The organism is Rhizobium sp. B230/85 (assembly GCF_019355735.1).
GTDB lineage: Bacteria > Pseudomonadota > Alphaproteobacteria > Rhizobiales > Rhizobiaceae > Rhizobium > Rhizobium rhododendri.
The window spans coordinates 2,424,920-2,446,700 of record NZ_CP072156.1 but is presented as its reverse complement, the minus strand read 5'-3'; the positions used below and the strand labels follow the sequence as shown (position 1 = coordinate 2,446,700).

The 21,781-nt window shown below is 61.5% G+C and carries 20 protein-coding genes and 1 riboswitch; of the genes, 11 read left to right on the top strand and 9 right to left on the bottom strand.

The features are described from left to right. Positions 1–47: 47 nt before the first annotated feature. Positions 48–1,337 (bottom strand): TadE/TadG family type IV pilus assembly protein, encoded by a 1,290-nt coding sequence (locus J5289_RS11880; protein ID WP_209183882.1) that lies wholly within the window; start codon positions 1,335–1,337, stop codon positions 48–50. Between the two features lie 252 nt (positions 1,338–1,589). On the opposite strand from J5289_RS11880, the gene J5289_RS11875 reads away from it, so the two are divergent. Continuing rightward, the gene (locus J5289_RS11875) at positions 1,590–2,963 is read left to right on the top strand and encodes a class II 3-deoxy-7-phosphoheptulonate synthase (protein WP_142822934.1); all 1,374 of its coding nucleotides are present in this window, start codon (positions 1,590–1,592) and stop codon (positions 2,961–2,963) included. Positions 2,964–3,029: 66 nt separating this feature from the next. On the opposite strand, the gene J5289_RS11870 is transcribed toward J5289_RS11875, so the two are convergent. The 3 genes from J5289_RS11870 to J5289_RS11865 all read right to left on the bottom strand — a co-directional run bounded on the left by J5289_RS11870 (position 3,030) and on the right by J5289_RS11865 (position 5,188). Beyond that, positions 3,030–4,178, bottom strand: a complete 1,149-nt coding sequence (locus J5289_RS11870; protein ID WP_247750655.1) for a hypothetical protein — start codon at positions 4,176–4,178, stop codon at positions 3,030–3,032. Positions 4,179–4,277: 99 nt separating this feature from the next. Further along, the gene (locus J5289_RS29205) at positions 4,278–4,769 is read right to left on the bottom strand and encodes a pilus assembly protein TadG-related protein (protein WP_247750656.1); all 492 of its coding nucleotides are present in this window, start codon (positions 4,767–4,769) and stop codon (positions 4,278–4,280) included. After that, on the bottom strand, positions 4,769–5,188 hold the full coding sequence (locus J5289_RS11865) for a TadE/TadG family type IV pilus assembly protein (protein WP_209183880.1): 420 nt from the start codon (positions 5,186–5,188) through the stop codon (positions 4,769–4,771). Before J5289_RS11865 ends, J5289_RS29205 begins: the two co-directional genes overlap by 1 nt. 388 nt (positions 5,189–5,576) lie before the next feature. Here J5289_RS11865 and J5289_RS11860 point away from each other — a divergent pair, with 388 nt between their 5' ends. Then, positions 5,577–5,972, top strand: a complete 396-nt coding sequence (locus tag J5289_RS11860) for a GFA family protein (RefSeq protein WP_209183879.1) — start codon at positions 5,577–5,579, stop codon at positions 5,970–5,972. Between the two features lie 31 nt (positions 5,973–6,003). Here J5289_RS11860 and J5289_RS11855 read toward each other — a convergent pair whose 3' ends face one another. Next, positions 6,004–6,534 carry a DUF1003 domain-containing protein gene (locus tag J5289_RS11855; RefSeq protein WP_142822927.1) on the bottom strand — a complete coding sequence of 177 codons (531 nt, stop codon included), beginning with the start codon at positions 6,532–6,534 and terminating at the stop codon, positions 6,004–6,006. A gap of 186 nt (positions 6,535–6,720) precedes the next feature. Between J5289_RS11855 and J5289_RS11850 the strand changes: the two genes are divergently transcribed. Together J5289_RS11850 and bluB are read left to right on the top strand one after the other, a co-directional pair. Beyond that, positions 6,721–7,551 (top strand): PD40 domain-containing protein, encoded by an 831-nt coding sequence (locus J5289_RS11850; protein ID WP_209183878.1) that lies wholly within the window; start codon positions 6,721–6,723, stop codon positions 7,549–7,551. Between the two features lie 38 nt (positions 7,552–7,589). Continuing rightward, positions 7,590–7,790, top strand: a riboswitch (cobalamin riboswitch). 43 nt (positions 7,791–7,833) lie between these two features. Further along, positions 7,834–8,523 (top strand): 5,6-dimethylbenzimidazole synthase, encoded by a 690-nt coding sequence (bluB, locus tag J5289_RS11845; protein WP_209183877.1) that lies wholly within the window; start codon positions 7,834–7,836, stop codon positions 8,521–8,523. 3 nt (positions 8,524–8,526) lie between these two features. Here the strand turns inward: bluB and J5289_RS11840 are convergent, their stop codons facing one another. Together J5289_RS11840 and J5289_RS11835 are read right to left on the bottom strand one after the other, a co-directional pair. Further along, complete coding sequence (locus tag J5289_RS11840) at positions 8,527–9,621, bottom strand: DUF2865 domain-containing protein (RefSeq protein ID WP_209206544.1); 1,095 nt, start codon at positions 9,619–9,621, stop codon at positions 8,527–8,529. 215 nt (positions 9,622–9,836) lie between these two features. Then, the gene (locus J5289_RS11835; protein ID WP_209183875.1) at positions 9,837–12,149 is read right to left on the bottom strand and encodes an NADP-dependent malic enzyme; all 2,313 of its coding nucleotides are present in this window, start codon (positions 12,147–12,149) and stop codon (positions 9,837–9,839) included. A 235-nt stretch (positions 12,150–12,384) separates the two neighbouring features. Between J5289_RS11835 and J5289_RS11830 the strand changes: the two genes are divergently transcribed. Both J5289_RS11830 and J5289_RS11825 read left to right on the top strand, forming a co-directional pair. Then, positions 12,385–13,251: a UDP-2,3-diacylglucosamine diphosphatase gene (locus J5289_RS11830; protein WP_209183874.1), complete on the top strand. Its 867-nt coding sequence runs from the start codon at positions 12,385–12,387 to the stop codon at positions 13,249–13,251. A gap of 107 nt (positions 13,252–13,358) precedes the next feature. After that, positions 13,359–14,582, top strand: a complete 1,224-nt coding sequence (locus J5289_RS11825; RefSeq protein WP_209183873.1) for an MFS transporter — start codon at positions 13,359–13,361, stop codon at positions 14,580–14,582. On the opposite strand, the gene dgcA is transcribed toward J5289_RS11825, so the two are convergent. Continuing rightward, positions 14,534–15,517: an N-acetyl-D-Glu racemase DgcA gene (dgcA, locus tag J5289_RS11820; RefSeq protein WP_209183872.1), complete on the bottom strand. Its 984-nt coding sequence runs from the start codon at positions 15,515–15,517 to the stop codon at positions 14,534–14,536. The genes J5289_RS11825 and dgcA overlap by 49 nt on opposite strands. A 109-nt stretch (positions 15,518–15,626) precedes the next feature. Between dgcA and J5289_RS11815 the strand changes: the two genes are divergently transcribed. Genes J5289_RS11815 through J5289_RS11800 form a run of 4 tightly spaced genes read left to right on the top strand, consistent with a single transcriptional unit; the run spans position 15,627 to position 19,674 of the window. Next, a complete protein-coding gene (locus J5289_RS11815) occupies positions 15,627–16,787 on the top strand; it encodes an ABC transporter permease (RefSeq protein ID WP_111221833.1) in 1,161 nt (386 codons plus the stop codon). A gap of 46 nt (positions 16,788–16,833) precedes the next feature. Then, positions 16,834–17,655 (top strand): ABC transporter ATP-binding protein, encoded by an 822-nt coding sequence (locus tag J5289_RS11810; protein ID WP_142822913.1) that lies wholly within the window; start codon positions 16,834–16,836, stop codon positions 17,653–17,655. Positions 17,656–17,659: 4 nt separating this feature from the next. Next, positions 17,660–19,030: an MlaD family protein gene (locus tag J5289_RS11805; protein ID WP_142822911.1), complete on the top strand. Its 1,371-nt coding sequence runs from the start codon at positions 17,660–17,662 to the stop codon at positions 19,028–19,030. A 32-nt stretch (positions 19,031–19,062) separates the two neighbouring features. Further along, positions 19,063–19,674, top strand: a complete 612-nt coding sequence (locus J5289_RS11800; protein WP_209183871.1) for an ABC-type transport auxiliary lipoprotein family protein — start codon at positions 19,063–19,065, stop codon at positions 19,672–19,674. Here the strand turns inward: J5289_RS11800 and J5289_RS11795 are convergent. Further along, complete coding sequence (locus J5289_RS11795) at positions 19,671–20,078, bottom strand: SRPBCC family protein (RefSeq protein ID WP_209183870.1); 408 nt, start codon at positions 20,076–20,078, stop codon at positions 19,671–19,673. The two genes, J5289_RS11800 and J5289_RS11795, sit on opposite strands and share 4 nt — an antisense overlap. Positions 20,079–20,283: 205 nt before the next feature. Between J5289_RS11795 and gndA the strand changes: the two genes are divergently transcribed. After that, positions 20,284–21,711 carry an NADP-dependent phosphogluconate dehydrogenase gene (gene gndA / locus J5289_RS11790; protein WP_209183869.1) on the top strand — a complete coding sequence of 476 codons (1,428 nt, stop codon included), beginning with the start codon at positions 20,284–20,286 and terminating at the stop codon, positions 21,709–21,711. The last annotated feature ends 70 nt before the right edge of the window (positions 21,712–21,781 follow it).

Sequence of the window (21,781 nt, the reverse complement as noted above, 5' to 3'; positions counted from 1 at the left end):
TATGGAGGGAGCGCGCTATCTCGCGCTCGCCTCCAGTTTACCTGGTATCAGCTCGTCAGCCTGGACCCGTTGACCACCCGCATAAACAGCGCATTCATGGCATCGCTGATGCCTTGGGTCGGACTGACCTCGAAATAGAGGCCGGGTGACGCGCAGCTCTGCAGCTTGGCAGGGATCTGCTTGCTAAACGGATTGATCCACCGCATGTACCAATCATTATTCGGCAACGGCAGATAGGTCGTATAAAGAATGGCTATCTTGACGCCGCGGTTCTTCAGGGGCGTACAGAAAGATGTGTCGATCGGCTCCTGGCAGCGGTTACCATCCAACGGTGCAGTGCAGCCGACCGGCTTTATGCTGTCGCCGACGCCGTCCGTCACGAAGAACAAGGTCTTCTGGGGGCTGCTGCTGGTGTAGCCATTTCCCGGTGTCGGGATTGTGGTATTCAAGGTTGTCAGGGCCGTGTCGAAACTGGTCTGCGCATCGCTTTTGTAGTTTTGTCCGACGGTTGTCATCAGGTCGACCTTACTTGTAAGGTCCTGAACACTGTCCATGTCGGAAATCAGCGGCGATATCGTTGTCAGCCATGCCTCATCCGCTGATTTGCCAAAGGTATAAACTGCCATTCGATACTGGTTATCGATGGTCCGTTGCGTCTTGGCGGTGGACGTCAAGCTCATTGTGGCTTCGCGGACGACGTCGATCCGCTTCTTCACATTCAGCCTCTTGGCGAGCGTATAGTAATCCTTGCCGTCGTTCACGCCGGTTTCGTGGCAGGCAAAAGCGCACTTGTCAGGGGTGTTGCCCTCCATAAGCGCCACATCGGTAGGCGTCGCGCCAACGCCCATGGATGGGGTGTTGTCGATCAGGATGTAGAAATCCATGTAGGTCTGCGTCTGGTTTTGCGCCGTGGCCTTGCCTGCGATGGAGATGGTGTCCTGACCGATTACGTGCAGGAACGTCGTCGGCACTGTTGCCGTGAAGCTGACATTCGACTGAAGCGTGTTGCCGGTCTTGGTGACTGCGATGGCGACCTTGACGTTGCTGCTGGTGAGTGCCGCGCTGTTCTGGGCAAAGAACAGCGAATTCGCATCGGTCTGGGCAACCGCGACGGTGCCATCCGATGTCATCCCCATGGCAGCGGTCACGCCAGCCGATTTTTCGGCCAGAGAACCGACGGCAGCGGCGTCGGCTGCAGCATATAGCTGGTTGCGTATATTCAGCGCATTGGCGAAATCCACGGCCATGCCCGCGGTGCCGACGATGGGCACAAGCAGCAGTGCCGTCATGATGCCGAAGTTGCCGGATCTGTCTTTCCAGAGGTTTTGAATGCGCATCGTCGATAGCCCGTTCGCAGCTTTGCCGTCATGGCGATCGGTCGCGGCTATCATCGTCGCGGCGTTTGCGCGCTTTATAGGGTAGTTTCATCAACAATCCGGCAATTGCCGTGGTTTGTATTCGGTTAAAATCTGCATCGGAACGCGCAGAGAGTAGCCCCGCTATGCAAGTCGCACGCAAAGGGATATAAGCCGCGCTTATTTCGACATAGCGGGAACCGGCGGAGACCGGGCGGAAAACAGGTGAGCACGATGGTACAGAATTGGTCCCCCAGCAGCTGGCGGCAGAAGCCTATCAGCCAGGTTCCGGAATACCCGGACAAGGATGCCGTGACGGTAATGGAAGCGCAGCTTGCGACCTATCCTCCGCTGGTTTTTGCCGGCGAGGCGCGTCGCCTGAAGAAGCACCTGGCGAATGTCGCCGAAGGCAACGCCTTCCTGCTGCAGGGCGGAGACTGTGCCGAGAGTTTTGCCGAACATGGCGCCGACAACATCCGTGATTTCTTCCGCGCCTTTCTCGAAATGGCCGTGGTGCTGACGTTCGGCGCCCAGCTGCCTGTCGTCAAGGTCGGTCGTATCGCCGGGCAGTTCGCCAAGCCGCGCTCGTCGAATGTCGAGACGCAGGGCGATGTGACGCTGCCGGCCTACCGCGGCGACATCGTCAACGGTATCGAGTTCACCGAAAAGGCCCGCATTCCTGATCCGGAACGGCAGATCATGGCCTACCGCCAGTCCGCCGCGACGCTGAACCTGCTGCGCGCCTTCGCGATGGGTGGCTATGCCAACCTCGAAAACGTTCATCAATGGATGCTCGGATTCGTCAAGGACAGCCCGCAGGGCGAGCGCTACCGCAAGCTGGCCGACCGGATCAGCGAAACCATGGAATTCATGAAGGCCATCGGCATCTCGGCAGAGAACAATCCGAGCCTTCGCGAAACCGATTTCTTCACCAGCCACGAAGCATTGCTGCTCGGCTATGAGGAAGCGATGACCCGCGTCGATTCGACCTCGGGCGACTGGTACGCGACCTCGGGCCACATGCTGTGGATCGGCGACCGCACGCGCCAGCTCGACCACGCCCATGTCGAGTATTTCCGTGGCATCAAGAACCCGATCGGACTGAAATGCGGCCCGTCGCTGACGGCCGACAACCTGCTGGAACTGATAGACGTGCTCAACCCCGCCAACGAGGCCGGGCGCCTGACGCTGATCTGCCGCTTCGGCCACGACAAGGTCGCCGACAACCTGCCGAAGCTGGTGCGCGCCGTCGAGCGCGAGGGCCGCAAGGTCGTGTGGTCGTGCGATCCGATGCATGGCAACACGATAACGCTCAACAACTACAAGACACGGCCGTTCGAGCGCATCCTGTCGGAAGTCGAGAGCTTCTTCCAGATCCACCGCGCCGAAGGCACGCATCCGGGCGGCATCCACATCGAGATGACCGGCAAGGACGTCACCGAATGCACTGGTGGCGCCCGCGCCGTCACCGCCGACGACCTGCAGGATCGCTACCACACCCATTGCGATCCACGCCTCAACGCCGACCAGGCGCTGGAGCTCGCCTTCCTGCTGGCCGAGCGCATGAAGGGCGGTCGCGACGAAAAGCGACTTGTCGCCAACGGCTGAGCAGTCTCTACATCACATTGAAAACGGGCCGGTCGAAAGATCGGCCCGTTTTTTTGGGGACGTCGTCTATTGGACGAGTACGGGCTGCTGGCAGCGGACGTCTGTTACCGTGACGTCGGCCTGGCCGACCTTGACGCCGGCCAGAAGCAGCACGTTGCTGAGCAGATCGTTGAGCGGCGTGCTGACGCTCGAAAGCGTCATGGCCAGAGCTTGCTGAAAGACGGCCTTGGTGACGAGGGTGAGGCCCAGGATATTGATCGAATAGTTGGTGTTGGCGAGCAGGGACGAGATCGCGGAGGTCAGTGTGTCCGTGGTGGAGGCAGTCTTTGTCACCCCGGCAGCTATGTCGGCTGGCGTGAAGGTGAGCGTCGTCTTTGTCATATTTGTAATGGCGACGTGGGCGCTGGCCGTGGCGGTGATCAGGCCCAGCACGTTGACCAAGGTTGCAGCTGTCACGTCCGGGCCGGTCGCGAAATTGGAAAACTGCGTGGTGTCGACGTTGCCGATGTAGAGATCGGCGACGCCAGGTATGGTACTGACGGAGACATTGGCGTTCTGCGCGCCGTTGCCGAGGCAGGTGATGGCCGAAAGCTTTCCCGTCGCATTGGCCAGATGCACGTAAAGCGGCAGCTGCACTTTGGTGCCAGCCAGCGCCGCCAGTGCGTCGATCGCTATGGATAGCTTGATACGGGTCTGGGAGGTGCGCACCACCGTGCCGACGGCGCCAACGGCCAGGGATGGTGTGCTTTGCGGCGGTTCGCCGATGGCCATCGTCATCTGCACCGTGGTGAGGCCTGGTATGGTGCCGCCGAGATTGACGGAAACCTGCTTGCTGCCATTGGCGGCGAGGGCGGCGGCCGTGACCAGATCCCTGACGTTGGCAGCGAGGCTGATTTGCGAGCCGCTGCCGGTGGGTCTTTGGGCGACAGGCCCGAGCGACAATATATCGGCGAGCTTGAGCCGGAGCTGGGCACTGTTTGCCGCCGTCTGTACGGATTGAATGGCTTTCCGGGTGGCCGAGTTGAGACCGGCCTGACCACCGATTGCATTGAGCACGTCGCCGAACTTGACGTCCGCCGCCAGTGTGTCGGCATAGCTGCCGGCGGTGAGGTTGAGATTGGTCGCCAGCTTGTCGGCGACCGAGAGGGCGTTCACCTTGGTGGACAGCAGCGCGTTGTAATCCATGGCGCTGAGGGAAAGACTGGTTCCGAGCAAGCCACCCAGGACGGCATTCAGAAGTCCGTTGTTGACGCTTGCCAGCCCCGAGCCGATCGAAAACGCCGCAATCTTCTCCGTCGATGCAGTGCCGACGGCCTAAAGGGTCGGCGGGGTTGCGAAACTCGCGGCAAAAATCAGTCCACCGGTCTGCTCGATTTTCACCTTGACGGCGTCGTATGGCGTGGCGCCCGGCACGAAGCGGCTGCCGAGGGCAATCGTCGGATCAGCGACGTAGGTGCCGAGCGTTATCGTTGCGATACCGTCGAACTTTGCCGCACTCACGGCGTCTCCAAGAGGTGACGTTCCGGTGTTCGAGACATAGCCGCTTGCCGTCTGGACAGCCATGTTCAGGTTGTTGGTGCTGAAGTAGTTGAGAATATTGGCCTGGGCATTGTTGACGTCGGATGCCGCGACAATTGCGGACAGGTCGGCCGTCTGCTGCAGGCGGCGCTGCTGCAGCCTCAGCATGCCATAATCGAGACCCAGGCTCATGCAGTACAGAATGAGAGGTGCGGTGATGGCAGCCAGGATTGCGACGTTGCCTTGCTCGCTCAGGGTCCAGCGCCGCAGGATGGTTCCGATCGGCATCAGATGCCTCCCATGCGGATCGTTGCGGTGCGTACAATCGTCTTGCTTGGCATGGCGAAGCTGTAGAGGTTCCAGATCGGCAGGTCCTGAGCGTCGTAGGACAACTTGACCGTGAACTGGTTGGCGTTGGCCGGATCCGGCTGCACCGTGACTGTGAATTTAGCCGGGTTCAGAATGGCATCGTTAAGGGTGGAGGTGGTTATGTAGGTGTTGACCAGTTGCTCCCGCTCTGCCGCGGTGACGCCGGCGATGGCTGTCCGGGCTGCATTGGCCGCGATCTGCTGAACGGAATGGGCGGCGCTGAGATAGATGCCGTAGGCGATCAGCGTCATCAGCACGAGAATGAACACAGGAAAGATGATCGCAAATTCGAGGGCTGCGGTACCACGTTCGCAATGGCGAAATTTGGTCTTGATCATCGTCTCCGTCTCCCCTTCGGTCGCCGCAACCTTCCCATTCCTGCTGGTTTAATTTGAATTGCGATATCCTAATATTAGGTTACCTATACAATTTTTGGGCGGGTTTATTTTTGAACCACACGCACGCATGAATGGCGCGTTTCAGAATAGGTTGTCCCAAAATCGCACCTTGGCCGACGGACCCGGCTGTTTGGTGCGGCCATGGCAACGACGGGGGGAAAAGGTGGCTTAATGCCCTGTTAACCGTCTTTCGACGAGGGCATGCCGGGAGCATTCAGCAAAGGGTCTGCTATCAGCGTGGCTGATGCTGCAGTCATGAAATCTGAAGTTGACAGCTGCATGCCGCACCATCAGGATGATACCTAACGACAAGGATCGAGAAGGCGCTATGAAGGACGACCATACCGGATCTTGCCTTTGCGGCGCGGTGAAAATACGGACGACAGGTCCGCTCAGGGATGTGGTCGGGTGTCACTGCTCGCAATGCCGCAAGCAGACCGGCCTCTACTTCGCCGCCACCAACGCGGCGACCGACCACCTTACGGTCGAGGGCGGTGAGAATGTCAGCTGGTATCGCTCCAGTCCCGCTGCCAGCCGCGGGTTCTGCAAGACCTGCGGTTCCGCGCTGTTCTGGGTCGCCGACGATGCCGACCAGATCTCGATCATGGCCGGCCTGTTCGATGATCCGAATGACCTGAAGATGGGTCATCACATCTACTGCGCCGACAAGGCAGGCTTCTACGGCCTCCACGACGGTCTGCCCCAGTTCCCGAAATCCGACTAGCCATCGTCCGCAAGGGGCAGTCCCGCCGACGCTAGGCCTTTGCCTCCAGCAGCCTCGTAATGCGGCCCACTTCCTCCCTGAGGGCCGACAGTTCGGTCAACACCTGCAGGTCGATCTTCTCGTGCAGCGACAGGACTTCCAGTTCGGCCTTGAGGTTGACTTCGTAGTCCTTGGCAGCCTCGAAGCGGTCGCGTTCGGTCTGGCGGTTCTGCGACATCATGATGATCGGCGCCTGGATGGCTGCGATCATCGAGAGGATCAGGTTGAGGAAGATGAACGGGTAGGGATCGAAGGCGCGTGACGAGAGCAGGATGGTGTTGAGCACCGTCCAGGCGACCAGGAACAACAGGAAGGAGACGATGAACGCCCATGATCCGCCGACGCGGGCAATCCCGTCTGCGAGCCGCTCTCCGACGGAGGCATTTGCGGAAAAGGCGGCGTTGACATCCGTCGAGATGATCTTGCGTTCGCGGGCTCGCTTCAGCACCCGCTTCTCGATGACGCCGAGATCGTCCGACGATTTATCGAAGTGGGTGTGAAAGAAGTTCGGGAGATTGGGCATGCGTGGCTCCGATGCTGGTTAGCGGCAGTATTCGGTTGCCACGATGAATTGCAACGGCAAAACATGGGAATGGCGATGCCTCACGCAATCGCGTCCGGTCGAGCCAGTTGATGTCCGTTGGGCGAGCCGTTAAAACCTCCGCGGTCGCTGTTTGGTTCGGGCGCCGGCTTCGAGGATGGGTGAGACATGCGCAGTTCGGTCGAGATCTTCAACATTGCAACAGGTCAGAGGCGGGTCGTCTGGCAGACCGATCGTCTCGTAGAGGCGCCGAACTTCGCGCCGGACGGACGCTACCTGCTCGTCAACGATGACGGGCTTCTCTACCGCCTGTCGCTCGACGGGCTCGCCACTGTCGAGCGCGTCGATACAGGCTTTGCCAACCGTTGCAACAACGACCATGGCATCTCGCCCGACGGTACGCTGATCGCGCTCTGCGACAAGGTCCAGTACGGCAAGTCCTGCATCTATCTCGTACCGGCGGAAGGCGGCGTTCCCAGGCAGGTGACGGCAAACCTGCCGTCCTACTGGCACGGCTGGTCGCCCGACGGAAAGCATGTCAGCTACTGCGGCATTCGCGGCGATCTCTTCGACATCTACACGATCTCGGTCGAGGGCGGTGCGGAGACGCGGCTGACCCATGGCGAGGGCCGCAACGACGGGCCGGACTGGTCGGCCGATGGCGCGTGGATCTATTTCAACTCCAGCCGGACGGGCCGTATGCAGATCTGGCGGATCCGGCCTGACGGTCGCGACCTGCAGCAGGTGACCGACGACGAGTTCGGCAACTGGTTTCCCCATCCATCGCCGAAGGGCGACAAGGTCGTGCTGCTCTCCTACGACGGCGACGTCTTCGATCATCCGCGCGATCTCGACGTCCGCCTGCGCCTGATGGACATGGATGGCGGCAACATCACGACGTTGTTCGAGCTGTTCGGGGGCCAGGGGACAATCAACGTACCGAGTTGGTCACCCGATGGCGAGGAGTTCGCCTTTGTCCGGTACGAACCGGAGCGCTGAGCAGGCCTGCGATCCGCTTGCCATCGCTAGCCGGATCGCGCATATCTCCTTCATCAGGTGCCCGCCCAGGCGGGAGAATCGGGAAGCCGGTGTAAATCCGGCGCGTGCCCAACGCTGTAAGGCGGATGGCGATGCAGGGGGAACGGTCAGTTCTCCGATATGCCACTGGTTTCGACCGGGAAGGCAGCATCGCCAGATGAAGCCGAGCCAGAAGACCGGCCTGATAAGATAGACTGATCCCGCGAGGACGGCGGGCGGTTGGCATTGTTGGGGATATAAACGATGCGACCTGACTGCAGGGACGATCTCGTCCGCGCACAAGCCTTTTCCGTCGCCGAGCGCGACGCCATCTACCATGCGATCGAAACGCGCAGGGACGTGCGGGACCAGTTCCTTCCGCAGCCGCTGCCGGACGACCTGATCGCAAGGCTGCTGGGCGCTGCCCATCACGCGCCTTCGGTTGGCTTCATGCAGCCCTGGAATTTCATTCTCGTGCGCGACGCCGGTATCCGCGAGAAGGCTTTCGAAGCCTTCGAGCGCGCCAATGGTGAGGCAGCGCTGCAGTTCGAGGGTGCCCGCCGCGAGAGTTACCGGTCGCTGAAGCTCGAGGGGATCCGCAAGGCGCCGCTCAGCATCTGCATCACCTGCGATCCGGATCGTGCCGGGCCCGTCGTGCTCGGCCGCACCCACAATCCGCGCATGGATGCCTATTCGACAGTCTGCGCCGTGCAGAATCTCTGGCTTGCGGCGCGCGCCGAGGGTGTGGGCGTCGGCTGGGTCAGCATTTTTCACGACGCCGATATCCGGGCGCTGCTCGGCATACCGGAGCGGATCGAGATGATCGCCTGGCTCTGCCTGGGGTTCGTAGACGAGCTCTATGGCGAACCGGAACTCGCCGTCAAAGGCTGGCGGCAGCGATTGCCGCTGGAGGATCTGGTGTTCGAGAATGGCTGGGGCCGGCCGCAGGGCTGAGGCCTATTGCTGGGGCTGCTCGCCGGGTACGGCCGGACGGGTGAGGTCTAGTTTGCGCTGGTCGGGCTGCAGGAATGCCGGGCCGACCTGGCGGACATTGCCGGCTGACGGATCGTACGGCCGTTCCACCGGCGGCGCATCGCCCTTTGCGGGTGCGGTCGGCACGGCCGGCGGCGACTCTTTTGGAATGATCGTCGTGATCGAGCCTTGCTGCGTGCCTGCGGCTGGCGGCTTTGTCAGTGCGTTCTGCCTTCGCATTTCCTCGTAATAGGCCGGCAGATTGCAGGTGCAGCTGGTCTTTTCGTTCGGCGGCCGTTTGCGGAAGGCGAAGGCGTAGGGCATGGCGCTGTAGGGGGTGCCCGACGAGGCGGAGACCATCGCCGATGTTTCCTGATCGGGCAGGCGGTGGAAGAACAACTCGGTCTTTACGCCCGGGCACATCCTCGCGCAGGTTTCGCCATCCCGCTGGAAATCGCCGGGCGATGCATTCTGGGTCATCGGAAAGAAACCGCCATCGCAAGTGCGCACACAGACCGTGCGGACATTGCCGCCGCCATAGGATTGACCGAAGGCGTAGCTCTGGATCGGCGATTGCGGTGCCGGTTCGTTGCCGGATGGACCGCCGCTGCTGTCCAGCGTCGTTGCCCCTGGGGTTGCGGGGTAGCTGGGCTCGATGCCTGCCTGCGGGGCCGGGCGGTTGGTGATGATGGTATCGCCGCTATCCTGATCTTCGCAGCCGTTGGCGCGCAGCGCTGCGGAAAGCTGGTTGCGCGTGGGTCCTTCCGAAACGTCTCCGCGCTGGATCTGGTCGCGCTTGGCAACGAGATCCTGCAGGTTCTCCTGCATGCGCTGCAGGGTATCCTCGATCCGCGCGCAGGTGCCGTCGTCGTCACCGTTTATGATCACCATGCTGCCGGACGAGCACTCGTTGTCCTCAAGGTCGTTCTCGACTTGGCGCAACTCGGATATCTGCTGGGCGATGGCGGTGCGGTATTGCCGGAGCTGGCGGTTGGTGCCGACGGTTTCGCTGAGATTGGCCATCTGGCCGCGCAGGTCGTCGCAGATTGCGTTCGTCTGGGCAGCCAGTGGCGCTGCCATCGCCAAGGATGCGGCAAGCGCCCAAAATGAATGTTTCCAGCCCACTGTCACGCCTTTGGCCTGCTCCGTTCGGATGGTGTCCGCCTCAGCCGGGGCGAAGTTGCAGTTCATCCATTATCACGCGCAAGATATATGGCGCCCACAGACTTGCGCCAGCCCTGCGCTCGGCAGCAGGTGGTCGACCGCCGGGATGATGCCCGGCGGTCCCGTCAGTATCAGCCGGGCTGCGATGCCTCGACCACGGCCACGGCTGCCATGTTGACGACGCCACGGGAGGTGACCGAGGGCGACAGGATATGGGCCGGCAGGGCCGTTCCGAGCAGGATTGGGCCGACATGCAGCCCGTCGATCATCTCCTTGACAACGCCAAGCGTGATGTTGGCCGCATCGAGGTTCGGGAACACCAGCAGGTTGGCCTCGTCGGTCAGCGTGCTATCCGGCATGACGCGGCGGCGCAGATGCTCGGAAATCGCGCTGTCGCCGTGCATTTCGCCATCGACCTCTAGATCGGGGGCTGCAAGCCGGATGAGCCTGAGGGCATTGCGCATCTTCGTGGCGCTCTCCGATTCGCGCGAGCCGAAGTTCGAATGCGAGACAAGGGCGGCGCGTGGCGTGATCCCGAAGCGGCGGATTTCCTCCGCTGCCAGCACTGTCGATTCGGCAATCTCTTCGGCCGTCGGATTAAAGTTGACGTAGGTGTCCGTGTAGAACGTGTTGCCGCGTTGCGAGATCAGCAGGCTCATGGCCGAGAAGTCGCGGACATTGGCGCGCTTGCCGATAATCTGGCGGACAACGCGCAGGTGCCGCTCGTAGCGGCCTTCGAGGCCGCAGATCAGTGCATCGGCGTCGCCACGCTTCAGCGCCAGTGCGCCGATGACGGTGGTGTTGGTGCGGACGATTGTGCGGGCTGCCTCCGGGATGACGCCGCTGCGGCCGACAAGCGAGAAATAGAGGTCGGCGTAATCGCGGAAGCGCGGATCGTCTTCCGGGTTGATGACTTCGAAATCGGTGTGCGGGCGGATTTTCAGGCCGTAGCGCTTCAGGCGTGTCTCGATGACGCTGGGGCGGCCGATGAGGATCGGCACGGCCGTGTTTTCCTCGAGCAGCACCTGGGCGGCGCGCAGCACGCGTTCGTCTTCGCCTTCGGAAAACACGACGCGCTTCGGCTGAGCGAGCTTGGCAGCTGCAAAGATCGGCTTCATGACGAAGCCGGAGCGGAAGACGAAGCGGTTGAGCGTATCGAGATAGGCGTCGAAATCAGTGATCGGGCGAAGCGCCACGCCGCTCTCTTCCGCAGCCTTGGCGACGGCCGGAGCGATGCGCAGGATCAGGCGCGGGTCGAAGGGCGAGGGGATCAGGTATTCCGGGCCGAAGATCGGCGTTTCGCCGGTATAGGCGCGGGCGGCAACATCCGAGGGGGCTTCGCGGGCAAGGGCTGCGATGGCGCGCACCGCCGCCATCTTCATTTCCTCGTTGATCGTCGTCGCGCCGCAATCCAGCGCGCCGCGGAAGATGTAGGGGAAGCAGAGGACGTTGTTGACCTGGTTCGGGAAATCCGAGCGCCCGGTGCAGATCATCGCGTCAGGCCGGGCGGCGCGGGCGAGTTCCGGCATGATTTCGGGGTTGGGATTGGCGAGCGCCATGATCAGCGGCTTTTCGGCCATCTGCACCAGCAGTTCCGGCTTCAGCACGCCAGCGGCCGACAGGCCGAGGAACACATCGGCGCCGCCGATCGATTCGGCCAGCGTCCGCTTGTCGCTCGGCTGGGCATAGACGGATTTCCACTCGTCCATCAGCACGTTGCGGTCGGTGTAGACCAGGCCCTCGATATCGTGGACCCAGATGTTTTCGCGCTTGGCGCCGAGGATGACGAGAAGGTTGAGACAGGCGAGGGCGGCAGCGCCTGCACCGGATGCGACGATCTTGACGTTCTCTATCGTCTTGCCGGCCAGTTCCAGGCCGTTCAGGATGGCGGCGGCGACGATGATCGCAGTGCCGTGCTGGTCGTCGTGGAAGACCGGGATCTTCATCATCTCGCGCAGGCGGCGCTCGACGTCGAAGCACTCGGGCGCCTTGATGTCCTCGAGATTGATGCCGCCGAAGGTCGGCTCCAGTGCCGAGATCGTCGAGACCATCTCGTCGACGGTCGGTGCCTCGATCTCGATATCGAAGACGTCGATGCCGGCGAACTTCTTGAACAGTACGGCCTTGCCTTCCATCACCGGCTTTGAGGCCAGCGGACCGATATTGCCAAGGCCAAGCACGGCCGTGCCGTTCGATATGACGGCCACGAGATTGGCGCGCGATGTATATTCGGCAGCCATTTCAGGGTTGTCGCGGATGGCGAGACAGGGAGCGGCAACGCCCGGCGAATAGGCGAGCGCCAGGTCGCGCTGGTTACCGAGCGGCTTGGTCGCCTGGATCTCCAGCTTGCCCGGACGGGGATAGCGGTGGAAGAAAAGCGCCTGTTCGTCGAGGTCACCGCTGGTCATGTTCTTCTGTGCCTTCGATGCATCCTGCGGGTCCATCACGCTTCTCCATTACCATTCGTCTAACGATTTCACGTCACTGCATACAACAATCCTCGGGGGTGCACAGTACGGAATTGTGGCAGGGCGGCAAGATTTTGCCGATGCGCGGCAGGGTAAGCTACGCCATCTTCGCGCTCGAATTGGATGTGATGTCATCTTCCTGAAACACGAGTCTGATTATTCCGGGCACAGCGAAGATTGGGGCACGGGCATTACGTTCGTGGAGACATTGATGGACACTCGACACTTCCGAACCCTGTTCATTTCCGACGTTCATCTGGGATCGAAGGCCGCCAAGGCGGACTATCTTCTCGACTTCCTGCGCTATCACGAAGCCGATACCCTGTACCTCGTCGGCGACATCATCGACGGCTGGCGGCTGAAGCGCAGCTGGTACTGGCCGCAGGATTGCAACGATGTCGTCCAGAAGATCCTGCGCAAGGCGCGCAAGGGCACGCGCATCGTCTACATCCCCGGTAATCACGACGAATTCCTGCGCGATTTCCCGGGCAACCATTTCGGCGGTATCGAGGTCGCCGAACGGGCGATCCACACCACTGCCGACGGCAAGACATATCTCGTGCTGCACGGCGACGAGTTCGATGTCGTGGTGCGCAACGCCCGGCTGCTCGCTTATCTCGGCGACTGGGCCTACGACGTCGCCATTGTGTTGAATATCGCGCTCGCCAGCATTCGTTGCCGGCTCGGCATGCCTTACTGGTCGTTCTCAGCCTGGGCCAAGCAGCAGGTCAAGCATGCGGTCAACTTCATCGGCGAGTTCCAGCGCGTGGTGGCCGAAGAGGCCAAGCGCAACCATGCCGACGGGGTCATTTGTGGCCATATCCACCATGCCGTCATCGAGGACATCGATGGCCTGCGCTACATCAACACCGGCGACTGGGTTGAAAGCTGTACGGCGATTGCCGAGCATGAGGATGGAAGCTTCGAACTGATCACCTGGCGCCAGATCCTCGACGCGAAGCCTGCTACTGCCGTGGCCGAGAGCCGCCAGGATCGCCTGCCGTCGCGCCCGGCCATGGACCTTGCGCTGATGATGGCCGAAGCAAAGGCGGCGTCCGGTATGACCGCTGCCGAGTGAGCGGACAAGGCCTTCCAGCGCCTTGAATTTCCCACCGACCTGAAGGCGCCGTAGGCGCGATGGCGAATGCGTGGTAGGGAATCAGCGTTTCCAAATCAGGCATTGTCATGATTCCCGCAACGATGACTTCGACGGGCAGGGAGGCTCCTGCCTATTTCCGGCTGCGCAGCGCCCTGTCCTATTGTGCCCCGCTGATCGTCAACGGCATCGCCCTGCCGTTCTTTCCTGTGTTCCTCGCGACCCTGAAGTTCAACGACCAGCAGATCGGCATCATTCTCGCCCTGCCGATGGTCGTGCGTGTGCTGGTGGCGCCTGTCGTGGCGCTGTTTGCCGACAGGATGCGGGAGCGGGCGACCGTGCTTCTCTGGTCGGGAGGCCTGTCTCTGTTGACCGCTATCGCGCTGTTCTGGACCGACGACTTCGCGACCGTCCTGTTGGTCTATGCGCTGCAGGGCGCCACCTATGCGCCATACCTGCCGGTGGTCGAGTCGATTACCATCTCCGGTGTCCGGCGCTGGGGGATCGACTACGGCTCGACCCGGGTGTGGGGATCGATAGCCTTCATTGTCTCGACGCTGATTGGCGGCCAGGTGATCGGCGCGTTCGGCGGCAGGATGGTTCTGCCGCTGATGGTTATCGGCTTCATCCTGACGACTGCGATGGCGCTCTATTGTCCCCGGATCGGGCCGACGCGGCGGCGCGGCCTGCCGCTCGACATCAAGGCGCCGCCCATCGGCAATGCGCTCAGTAATCCGCGCCTGCTGTTGACCATGATCGGCGTTTCGGTCCAGCAGGCAAGCCATGCGCTGTTCTACACATTCGCTTCGATCTACTGGCACCAGATCGGCTTTTCCGGCACGCAGGTGGGGATACTCTGGAGCGCCGGGGTGGCGGCCGAGGTGACGATCTTCTTCCTCTCCAAGCGGTTGGGGCGCCGGTTCAGCGCCTGGACCCTGATGCGCTTCGGCGCTGCGATGTGCGTCTGCCGGTGGATCGTCTTTCCGATGGACCTCGGCTTTGCCGGCCACTTCGTGCTGCAGTGCTTTCACGCCTTCACCTATGCCTGCGTCCATATCGGGGTGCAGCGCCGCATCGTGGCGACGGTGCAGGAAACGCAGGAGGCGTCGGCCCAGGGCGTCTACTTCTTCTATAACGGCATGTGCCTCGGCATCGCGACCATCGCCTCCGGCTATGTCTACGGCTGGCTTGGCACGTCGGGTTTCTACCTGATGGCGCTGATCGCCGCTGCCGGGCTCGCCATGATCGTCGTCGCCTCGCGCCTTCAGCCCCACAATTCCGAGAGCGGTGGAAAGACCAGCGACCCCTCGTAGCGCAATCCGGGTTCGCGGTCGCGGGAAAGCAGCAGCGGTCCGTCGAGATCGACGAAGGCCGCGTCCTGGGCCAGCATCAGCGCCGGTGCCATCGCCAGCGAGGTGCCGACCATGCAGCCGACCATGATCCGGAAGCCGAGCCGTTCGCCATCTGCCTTCATGCGGAGGGCCTCCGTCAGCCCGCCTGTCTTGTCGAGCTTGATGTTGATGGCGTCGTAGCGGTCGCGGAGGCTTTCGAGATCGCCGGTGTGATGGACGCTTTCGTCGGCGCAGACGGGGACGGGCCTTCTGATAGTTGCCAGCAGCCTGTCGTTGCCGGCGGGCAGGGGCTGCTCGACCAGGGCAATCCCTGCTTCGGCGGAGATCTCGAGGTGGCGGGCAAGATTGTCTTCCGTCCATCCTTCATTCGCATCGAGGATGATCGCCGATTGCGGCGCTGCCATGCGTACCGCGCGGATACGGCTTTCGTCGTCGGAGGTGCCGATCTTGACTTTCAGCAGGGTGCGGTGCGCCTGTGCGCCGGCTGCTGCCGCCATGACCTCGGGCTCGCCCAGCGAAATCGTAAAGGCGGTCGTGCGAGGCTCCATCGTCAAGAGGCCAATGGTCCGCGCCACCGATATACCGGAGCGCTTTGCCTCGAGATCCCAGAGCGCGCAGTCGACGGCGTTTCGGGCAGCGCCGGGCTTCATGGCGACCGCCAACTCTTCGCGAGTCATGCCTGATTCGACGGCAGTCCGGACCGACTCGATCTCCGAAATGACACTTTCGATTGTCTCGCCGTAGCGCCGATACGGCACGCATTCGCCACTTCCCTGCCATTCGCTCTCGCTAATGTTGCATGTGACGACCTCCGCTGTGGTCTTACTGCCACGCGAAATTGTGAATGTGCCGGCGATCGGCCAGGAATTCATTTGGACATTGAGAAGGCGTGACATATCTGCTCTTTCTGCGGCACGAGACTGTAGATCGTTTCTGTATAGTCGCGTAATGAGCGGGATGCGATACATCGCTGAGTCGGCATGATGCCGCCAATCTGAAAGACGCATGAGTTTGAGCGTAGCTGAAAACATACCGGATGCGCCGACGATCGACGATGAGGCCGATGGTTCCGGTCATCGTTACCGGCTTGCAGGCAATTGGCGCAGCGCCAGCATTCACGGCGTGCTGCGACGAATAGACGACCTTTCCAAGCGCACGAGCGGCGGTGACGTCGTCATCGACCTGACCGGCCTGTCTGATGTCGATACTGCGGGCGTGCTGCTGATCCGCAGGCTGAAGCTCAGCCAGGAATCGCACGATGCGACCGTCACGATCGAAGGATCGAACGACCACATCGACGAACTGCTGAAATCCTTCGACGAGGATGCAAGCGAGATCGCGGCCCAGGAAAAGCCGAAAGTGCCGCTGCTCGACCGGATTTTCTCGCCGATGGGTGAGAAAGTCGCCGAGCTCGGCAGCTTCTTCGTGGCTGCGATGTACATCCTGGGCTCGGCCGTGCGCGGTGCGCAGCTGAAGCTCGGTCGCGGCAGCGGTGTTTCTCCGGCATCCATCGTCAACCAGCTCGATCACATGGGCGTTCGCGCCGTGCCGATCATCCTGGTGATGTCCTACCTCATTGGCGCCATCATCGCCCAGCAGAGCGCCTTCCAGCTGCGCTATTTCGGCGCCGAAGTTTTCGTGGTCGATCTGGTCGGCATCCTGCAGCTGCGTGAAATCGGTGTGCTGCTGACCGCCATCATGATCGCCGGCCGTTCGGGCAGTGCGATCACGGCCGAAATCGGCTCGATGAAGATGCGCGAAGAAGTCGACGCGCTGAAGGTCATGGGCCTGAACCCGATCGGCGTGCTGATTTTTCCGCGGCTGGTGGCGCTGACCATCGCCCTGCCGCTGCTGACGGTCTTGGCCAACTTTGCATCGCTGCTGGGTGCCGCGACCGTCACCTACACCTATTCGGGCATCACTTTTGCGACCTTCATTGCCCGTCTGCACGAGGCAATCAGCGTATCGACGGTGATATCGGGTATGATCAAGGCGCCTTTCATGGCGCTGGTGATCGGTATCGTCGCCGCAGTCGAAGGCCTGAAGGTCGGCGGCAGCGCCGAGTCTCTGGGTCAGCACGTGACATCTTCCGTGGTGAAGTCGATCTTCGTCGTCATCATGATGGACGGTGTGTTTGCCATCTTCTACGCCGCAATCGATTTTTAAGGACCAGCATTTGGACGCGCCTCAGCCAGACCGGGATGACACACAGATGGAACGCGCCGCGGATGGCCGCGACGTCGTGCTGTCGGCGCGTGGCGTCACGGTGAACTTCGGCCCGAAAATCGTGCTCGACAAGCTCGATCTCGACATCTATCGCGGGGAAATCCTCGGCTTCGTCGGTCCCTCCGGTGCCGGCAAGTCGGTGCTGATGCGCACCGTGCTGCGGCTTCTGCCGCGCAGCGCCGGGACGATCAAAATTCTCGGTACAGACTACGATTCGCTCGACGAATCGAACCGCAACAAGCTCGACATGCGTCTCGGCGTGCTTTTCCAGCAAGGTGCGCTGTTTTCATCACTGACGGTGAAGGAAAACATCCAGGTGCCAATGCGCGAATATCTCGACCTGCCGGTTTCGATGATGGACGAGCTTGCGCATATGAAGATCCGGCTTGCCGGTCTCGCCTCGGATGCGGCTGACAAATATCCGTCGGAACTGTCGGGCGGCATGATCAAGCGCGCGGCGCTGGCACGGGCGCTGGCGCTCGATCCGGATCTGGTGTTCCTCGACGAGCCGACCTCCGGCCTCGACCCTATCGGCGCTGCCCAATTCGACGAACTGATCGCCAAGCTGCGCGATACACTCGGCCTTACCGTCTACATGGTCACCCACGACCTCGACAGCCTGTTTTCCGTCTGCGACCGCATTGCCGTGCTCGGACAAAAGCGTGTCCTGATCGAGGGAACTGTTGACGACATGCTTGCCTGCGACGAACCTTGGGTGAAATCCTATTTCCGCGGCAAACGGGCTCGTACCGTCGTCCGCCACGAAGAGACTGCAGAACCCGGCAACCAGAGCCGCGAGAAGAACTGAGATCATGGAAACCAGAGCAAACTACACGATCGTCGGAATTTTCACCGTCCTGGTCATCGCCGCCGCATTCGGCTTCGTCTACTGGATGGCCGAATACGGCCGTGGCGGTACGATGACCGAGCTGATCGTGCGTATCCCGGGATCTGCCAACGGCCTGAGCGTCGGCTCGCCGGTGCGCTTCAACGGTATCCAGGTCGGCAGCGTCAAGACGCTTTCGATCGATGCCGACGATCCGCGCTATTCGCTGGCCTTCACCGAAGTGCGGGCAGATGCGCCGGTCTATGAGACGACCAAGGCCGTTCTCGAAATCCAGGGCCTGACGGGTGCTGCCTATATCGAACTCTCCGGCGGTCGCACCGGCGACGAAAACATCCTCAAGCGCTCGCTCGATACCGGCAAGCGGGCCGTTCTGCTCGCCGACCAATCGAGCGTTACCAATCTGCTGGCGACCGCCGACAAGATCATGGACCGCGCCAACGACACTATTGGCGATTTCCAGGGCTTCGTGAAGGATGCCCGTGGGCCGCTCACCGATACCGTCAAGAACGCCAATACCTTCTCCAAGGCGCTTGCGGACAATGCCGGCAATATCGATCAGTTTCTTGCCAGTGCTGGTGAACTCGCCAAGACCTTCAGCAGCGTCTCCGGCAAGGTCAATTCGACGCTCGATGCCGTCGAGAAGCTGGTTCGTGCGGTCGACGCCCAGAGCATCAACGACGTCGTGAAAAACGTGGACAAGCTGACAGCGAACGTCGCCGATGCATCCAGCAACCTGAAGGCAACGATCACCAGCATCAAGGAAACGTCGGATACCTACAACGAATTCGGCAAGAAGGCTCAGCTGACGCTCGACAAGGTCGACCAGCTGGTGGCCTCGATCGATCCTTCGAAGATCAAGGGCTCGGTAGACGATATCTCGCAGGCGACCAAGGATGCCCGCGTTGCTGTCGCCTCGATCCGCGATATCACCGCCAGCGTGTCGGCCAAGCAGGCCGAAATCAGCCAGACGATCCAGGATGTGTCGCAGATGGCCAACAAGCTGAACTCTGCTTCGACCCGCGTCGATGGAATTCTGATCAAAGTCGATGCGTTGCTGGGAACCGACAACACCCAGTCGCTGTTTACGGAAGCACGTGACACGCTGGAATCGTTCAAGAAGGTTGCCGACAGCATCAACTCGCGTATCGGACCGATCGCCGACAACCTGCAGCGCTTTTCGGCCGGTGGCCTGAACGACGTGCAGACGCTGGTCAACGATACAAGGCGGACGGTACAGAATCTGAACGACACGATCAGCAATTTCGACAAGAACCCGCAGCGCCTGCTGTTCGGTGGCGACACCGTCAAGCAGTATAACGGGCGGACACGGCATTGACCGGCGGCAAGGTTTCAAGGGGTAGGCGCAGCATGTTCGAATATGGTTCGGTTCAGGGTTGGTTCGCGGCACGCAGGTCCGCAGTGGCTTTGCCATTGGTGGCCGTGCTGCTGACGGCCTGTGGTGGTGGCGCCAAGAACGATACGTTCGATCTGGCTGCCAATGTCAGCGGCAAGGGTCCGGCAGCCCATGGCAAGCAGATCCTGGTACCTGCACCGACGGCGCTCAGCGCCATCGACAGCAACCAGATCGTTGTGCGGGTCAGCGGCTCCGAGTTGCAGTATCTCGCCAAGGCGCAGTGGAGCGACAAGCTCAGCCGCATGGTGCAGTCGAAGCTGGTGGAAGCCTTCGAGAACTCCGGCAAGGTCGGCGGCGTCGGCGTTCCCGGCCAGGGTCTGGCAATCGATTACCAGGTCGTGACCGATATCCGCGCGTTCGAGATCGATACCACCAAGCAGGCAGCAGTCGTAGAGATCTCGGCCAAGATCCTCAACGACAAGACCGGCACCGTGCGCAAGCAGGACGTCTTCCGCGTCGCCGTGCCGACGACCGGCACGACCAACGACGCCTATGTTAAGTCGCTCGACAAGGCCTTCGCATCCGTGTCGGCTCAGATCGTCGACTGGACGCTGAAAAGCATCTAGGGCGCCTCGCTCTCCATCAGCCCCTTCAGCGTCGCCAGATCCCTGGCGACGTGCTCGGCATCGGCTTCGAACTGCGCATCCGTCATGCCTTCGACGCGCAGCAGGGTGAACATCACTTCGCACCCGGCGCCGTTCCTAACGACCCTCAGTGCATTGTAGAATTGCCGGCCGGAAGGCTCGGTGACGGTATGGTCGATGACGCCGAAGTCGTTCGGCGGCGCAAAGGCGATCCGCACGGTGCCAAGCGCTCCGGCTGCGATCCAGTCAGCACCGTCGGGCACGAGGGCAGTCGCCAGGCCGGATGCCCAAAGCGGCATGTTTTCCGGCTTCGATGCAAAGTCGTAGACCGCCCGACAGTCGCGATGGATGGTTACATGGACAATCTTTGCCGCCATTGCGGACATCTTTCCCTCCTGGCGTCCCCTTGTTCCTATGAGGTTCCGCGATATAGGCGCAGTGCCGCAATTTGCGGCCGCAAAACCCCTTGCCCGATCCTACGGTAATCCTGCCTGGTTCTGTCAATCGATCCGTTTTGAACACGGCAAGGCTTGCCCATGGCCGATGGTGGTGCGACAAAGTCCGTCCAAGTTTCAACAAGGGAGAGTTGTCGTGGAAAAGGCAGAAATCGGTCTCATCGGCCTTGCGGTCATGGGGTCCAACCTCGCACTGAACATCGCTGAAAAAGGCAATCGGATCGCCGTGTTCAATCGGACCACCTCGGTTACCGACGAGTTCTACGAGAGTGCTGGTGACCTCAAGAAGCAGATCATCCCTTGCCGGACGATCGAGGAGTTCGTGGAGGCTATCCGGCCGCCACGGCCGATCATCATCATGATCAAGGCCGGCGAACCCGTCGACCAGCAGATGGCGGCGCTGCAGCCGCATCTGTCCAAGGGCGACATCATGATCGACGCCGGCAACGCCAATTTCCGCGACACCATGGCCCGCTTCGACCGCCTCAAGGACACCGAGCTGACCTTTATTGGCATGGGCGTCTCCGGCGGCGAGGAGGGTGCCCGCCACGGCCCGTCGATCATGGTCGGCGGCACCGAGGAAAGCTACAAGCGCGTCGAGAAGGTACTGACCTCGATCTCGGCCAAATACAACGGCGAGGACTGCTGCGCCTGGCTCGGCACAGACGGTGCAGGCCATTTCGTCAAGACGGTCCACAACGGCATCGAATATGCCGACATGCAGATGATCGCCGAGATCTACGGCATCCTGCGCGACGGTCTCGGCAAGAGCGCGGACGAGATCAGCAAGATTTTCGGCGACTGGAACAAGGGTCGTCTGAACTCCTACCTTATCGAGATCACCGAGAAGGTGCTGGCGGCGAAAGACCCGACCACAGGGACTGCCATGCCTGACATCATCCTCGACAAGGCCGGCCAGAAGGGCACCGGCAAGTGGTCGGTGATCGAAGCGCAGAACATGGGCATCCCGGCAACCGCCATCGAGGCAGCCGTGGCTGCCCGTAGCCTGTCGTCGATGAAGGAGCAGCGCGAGGCCGCCGAAAAGATCTTTGGCGCACCGACAAACGAATTTCCGATGACATTTGGCGCCGACCTGCTGAACGATCTGGAAATGGCCTTGTTCGCGGCAAAGATCGGCGCCTATGCGCAGGGCTTCGCCGTCATGGCCGAGGCATCGCGCCAGTTCGACTGGTCGCTGCCAATGCCTGTTATCGCCAAGATCTGGCGCGCCGGCTGCATCATTCGCTCGCAGTTCCTGGATGAAATCACCAGCGCCTTCACCAAGGCGCCGGATGCCGCCAACCTGGTGGTGACGCCGGCCTTCTCCGACATGGTCAAGGAATCGCTGCCATCGCTGCGCCGCATCGTCTCCGCCGCCGTGACTGCCGGTCTGCCGGTTCCAGCACTTGCCTCGGCACTCGGCTATTTCGACGCCTATCGCCAGGCGCGGGGTACCGCCAACCTGATCCAGGCCCAGCGCGATTTCTTCGGCGCCCACGGCTTCGACCGGGTCGATGGCAAGGATATCCACCACGGCCCCTGGGGCAGCGGCGCACAGGGCTGATTTCGCCCTAGATGCCATCTAGAAAAATGAGAGAGCCCGCCGACGTTTCGGCGGGCTCTTCTCGTTGGGT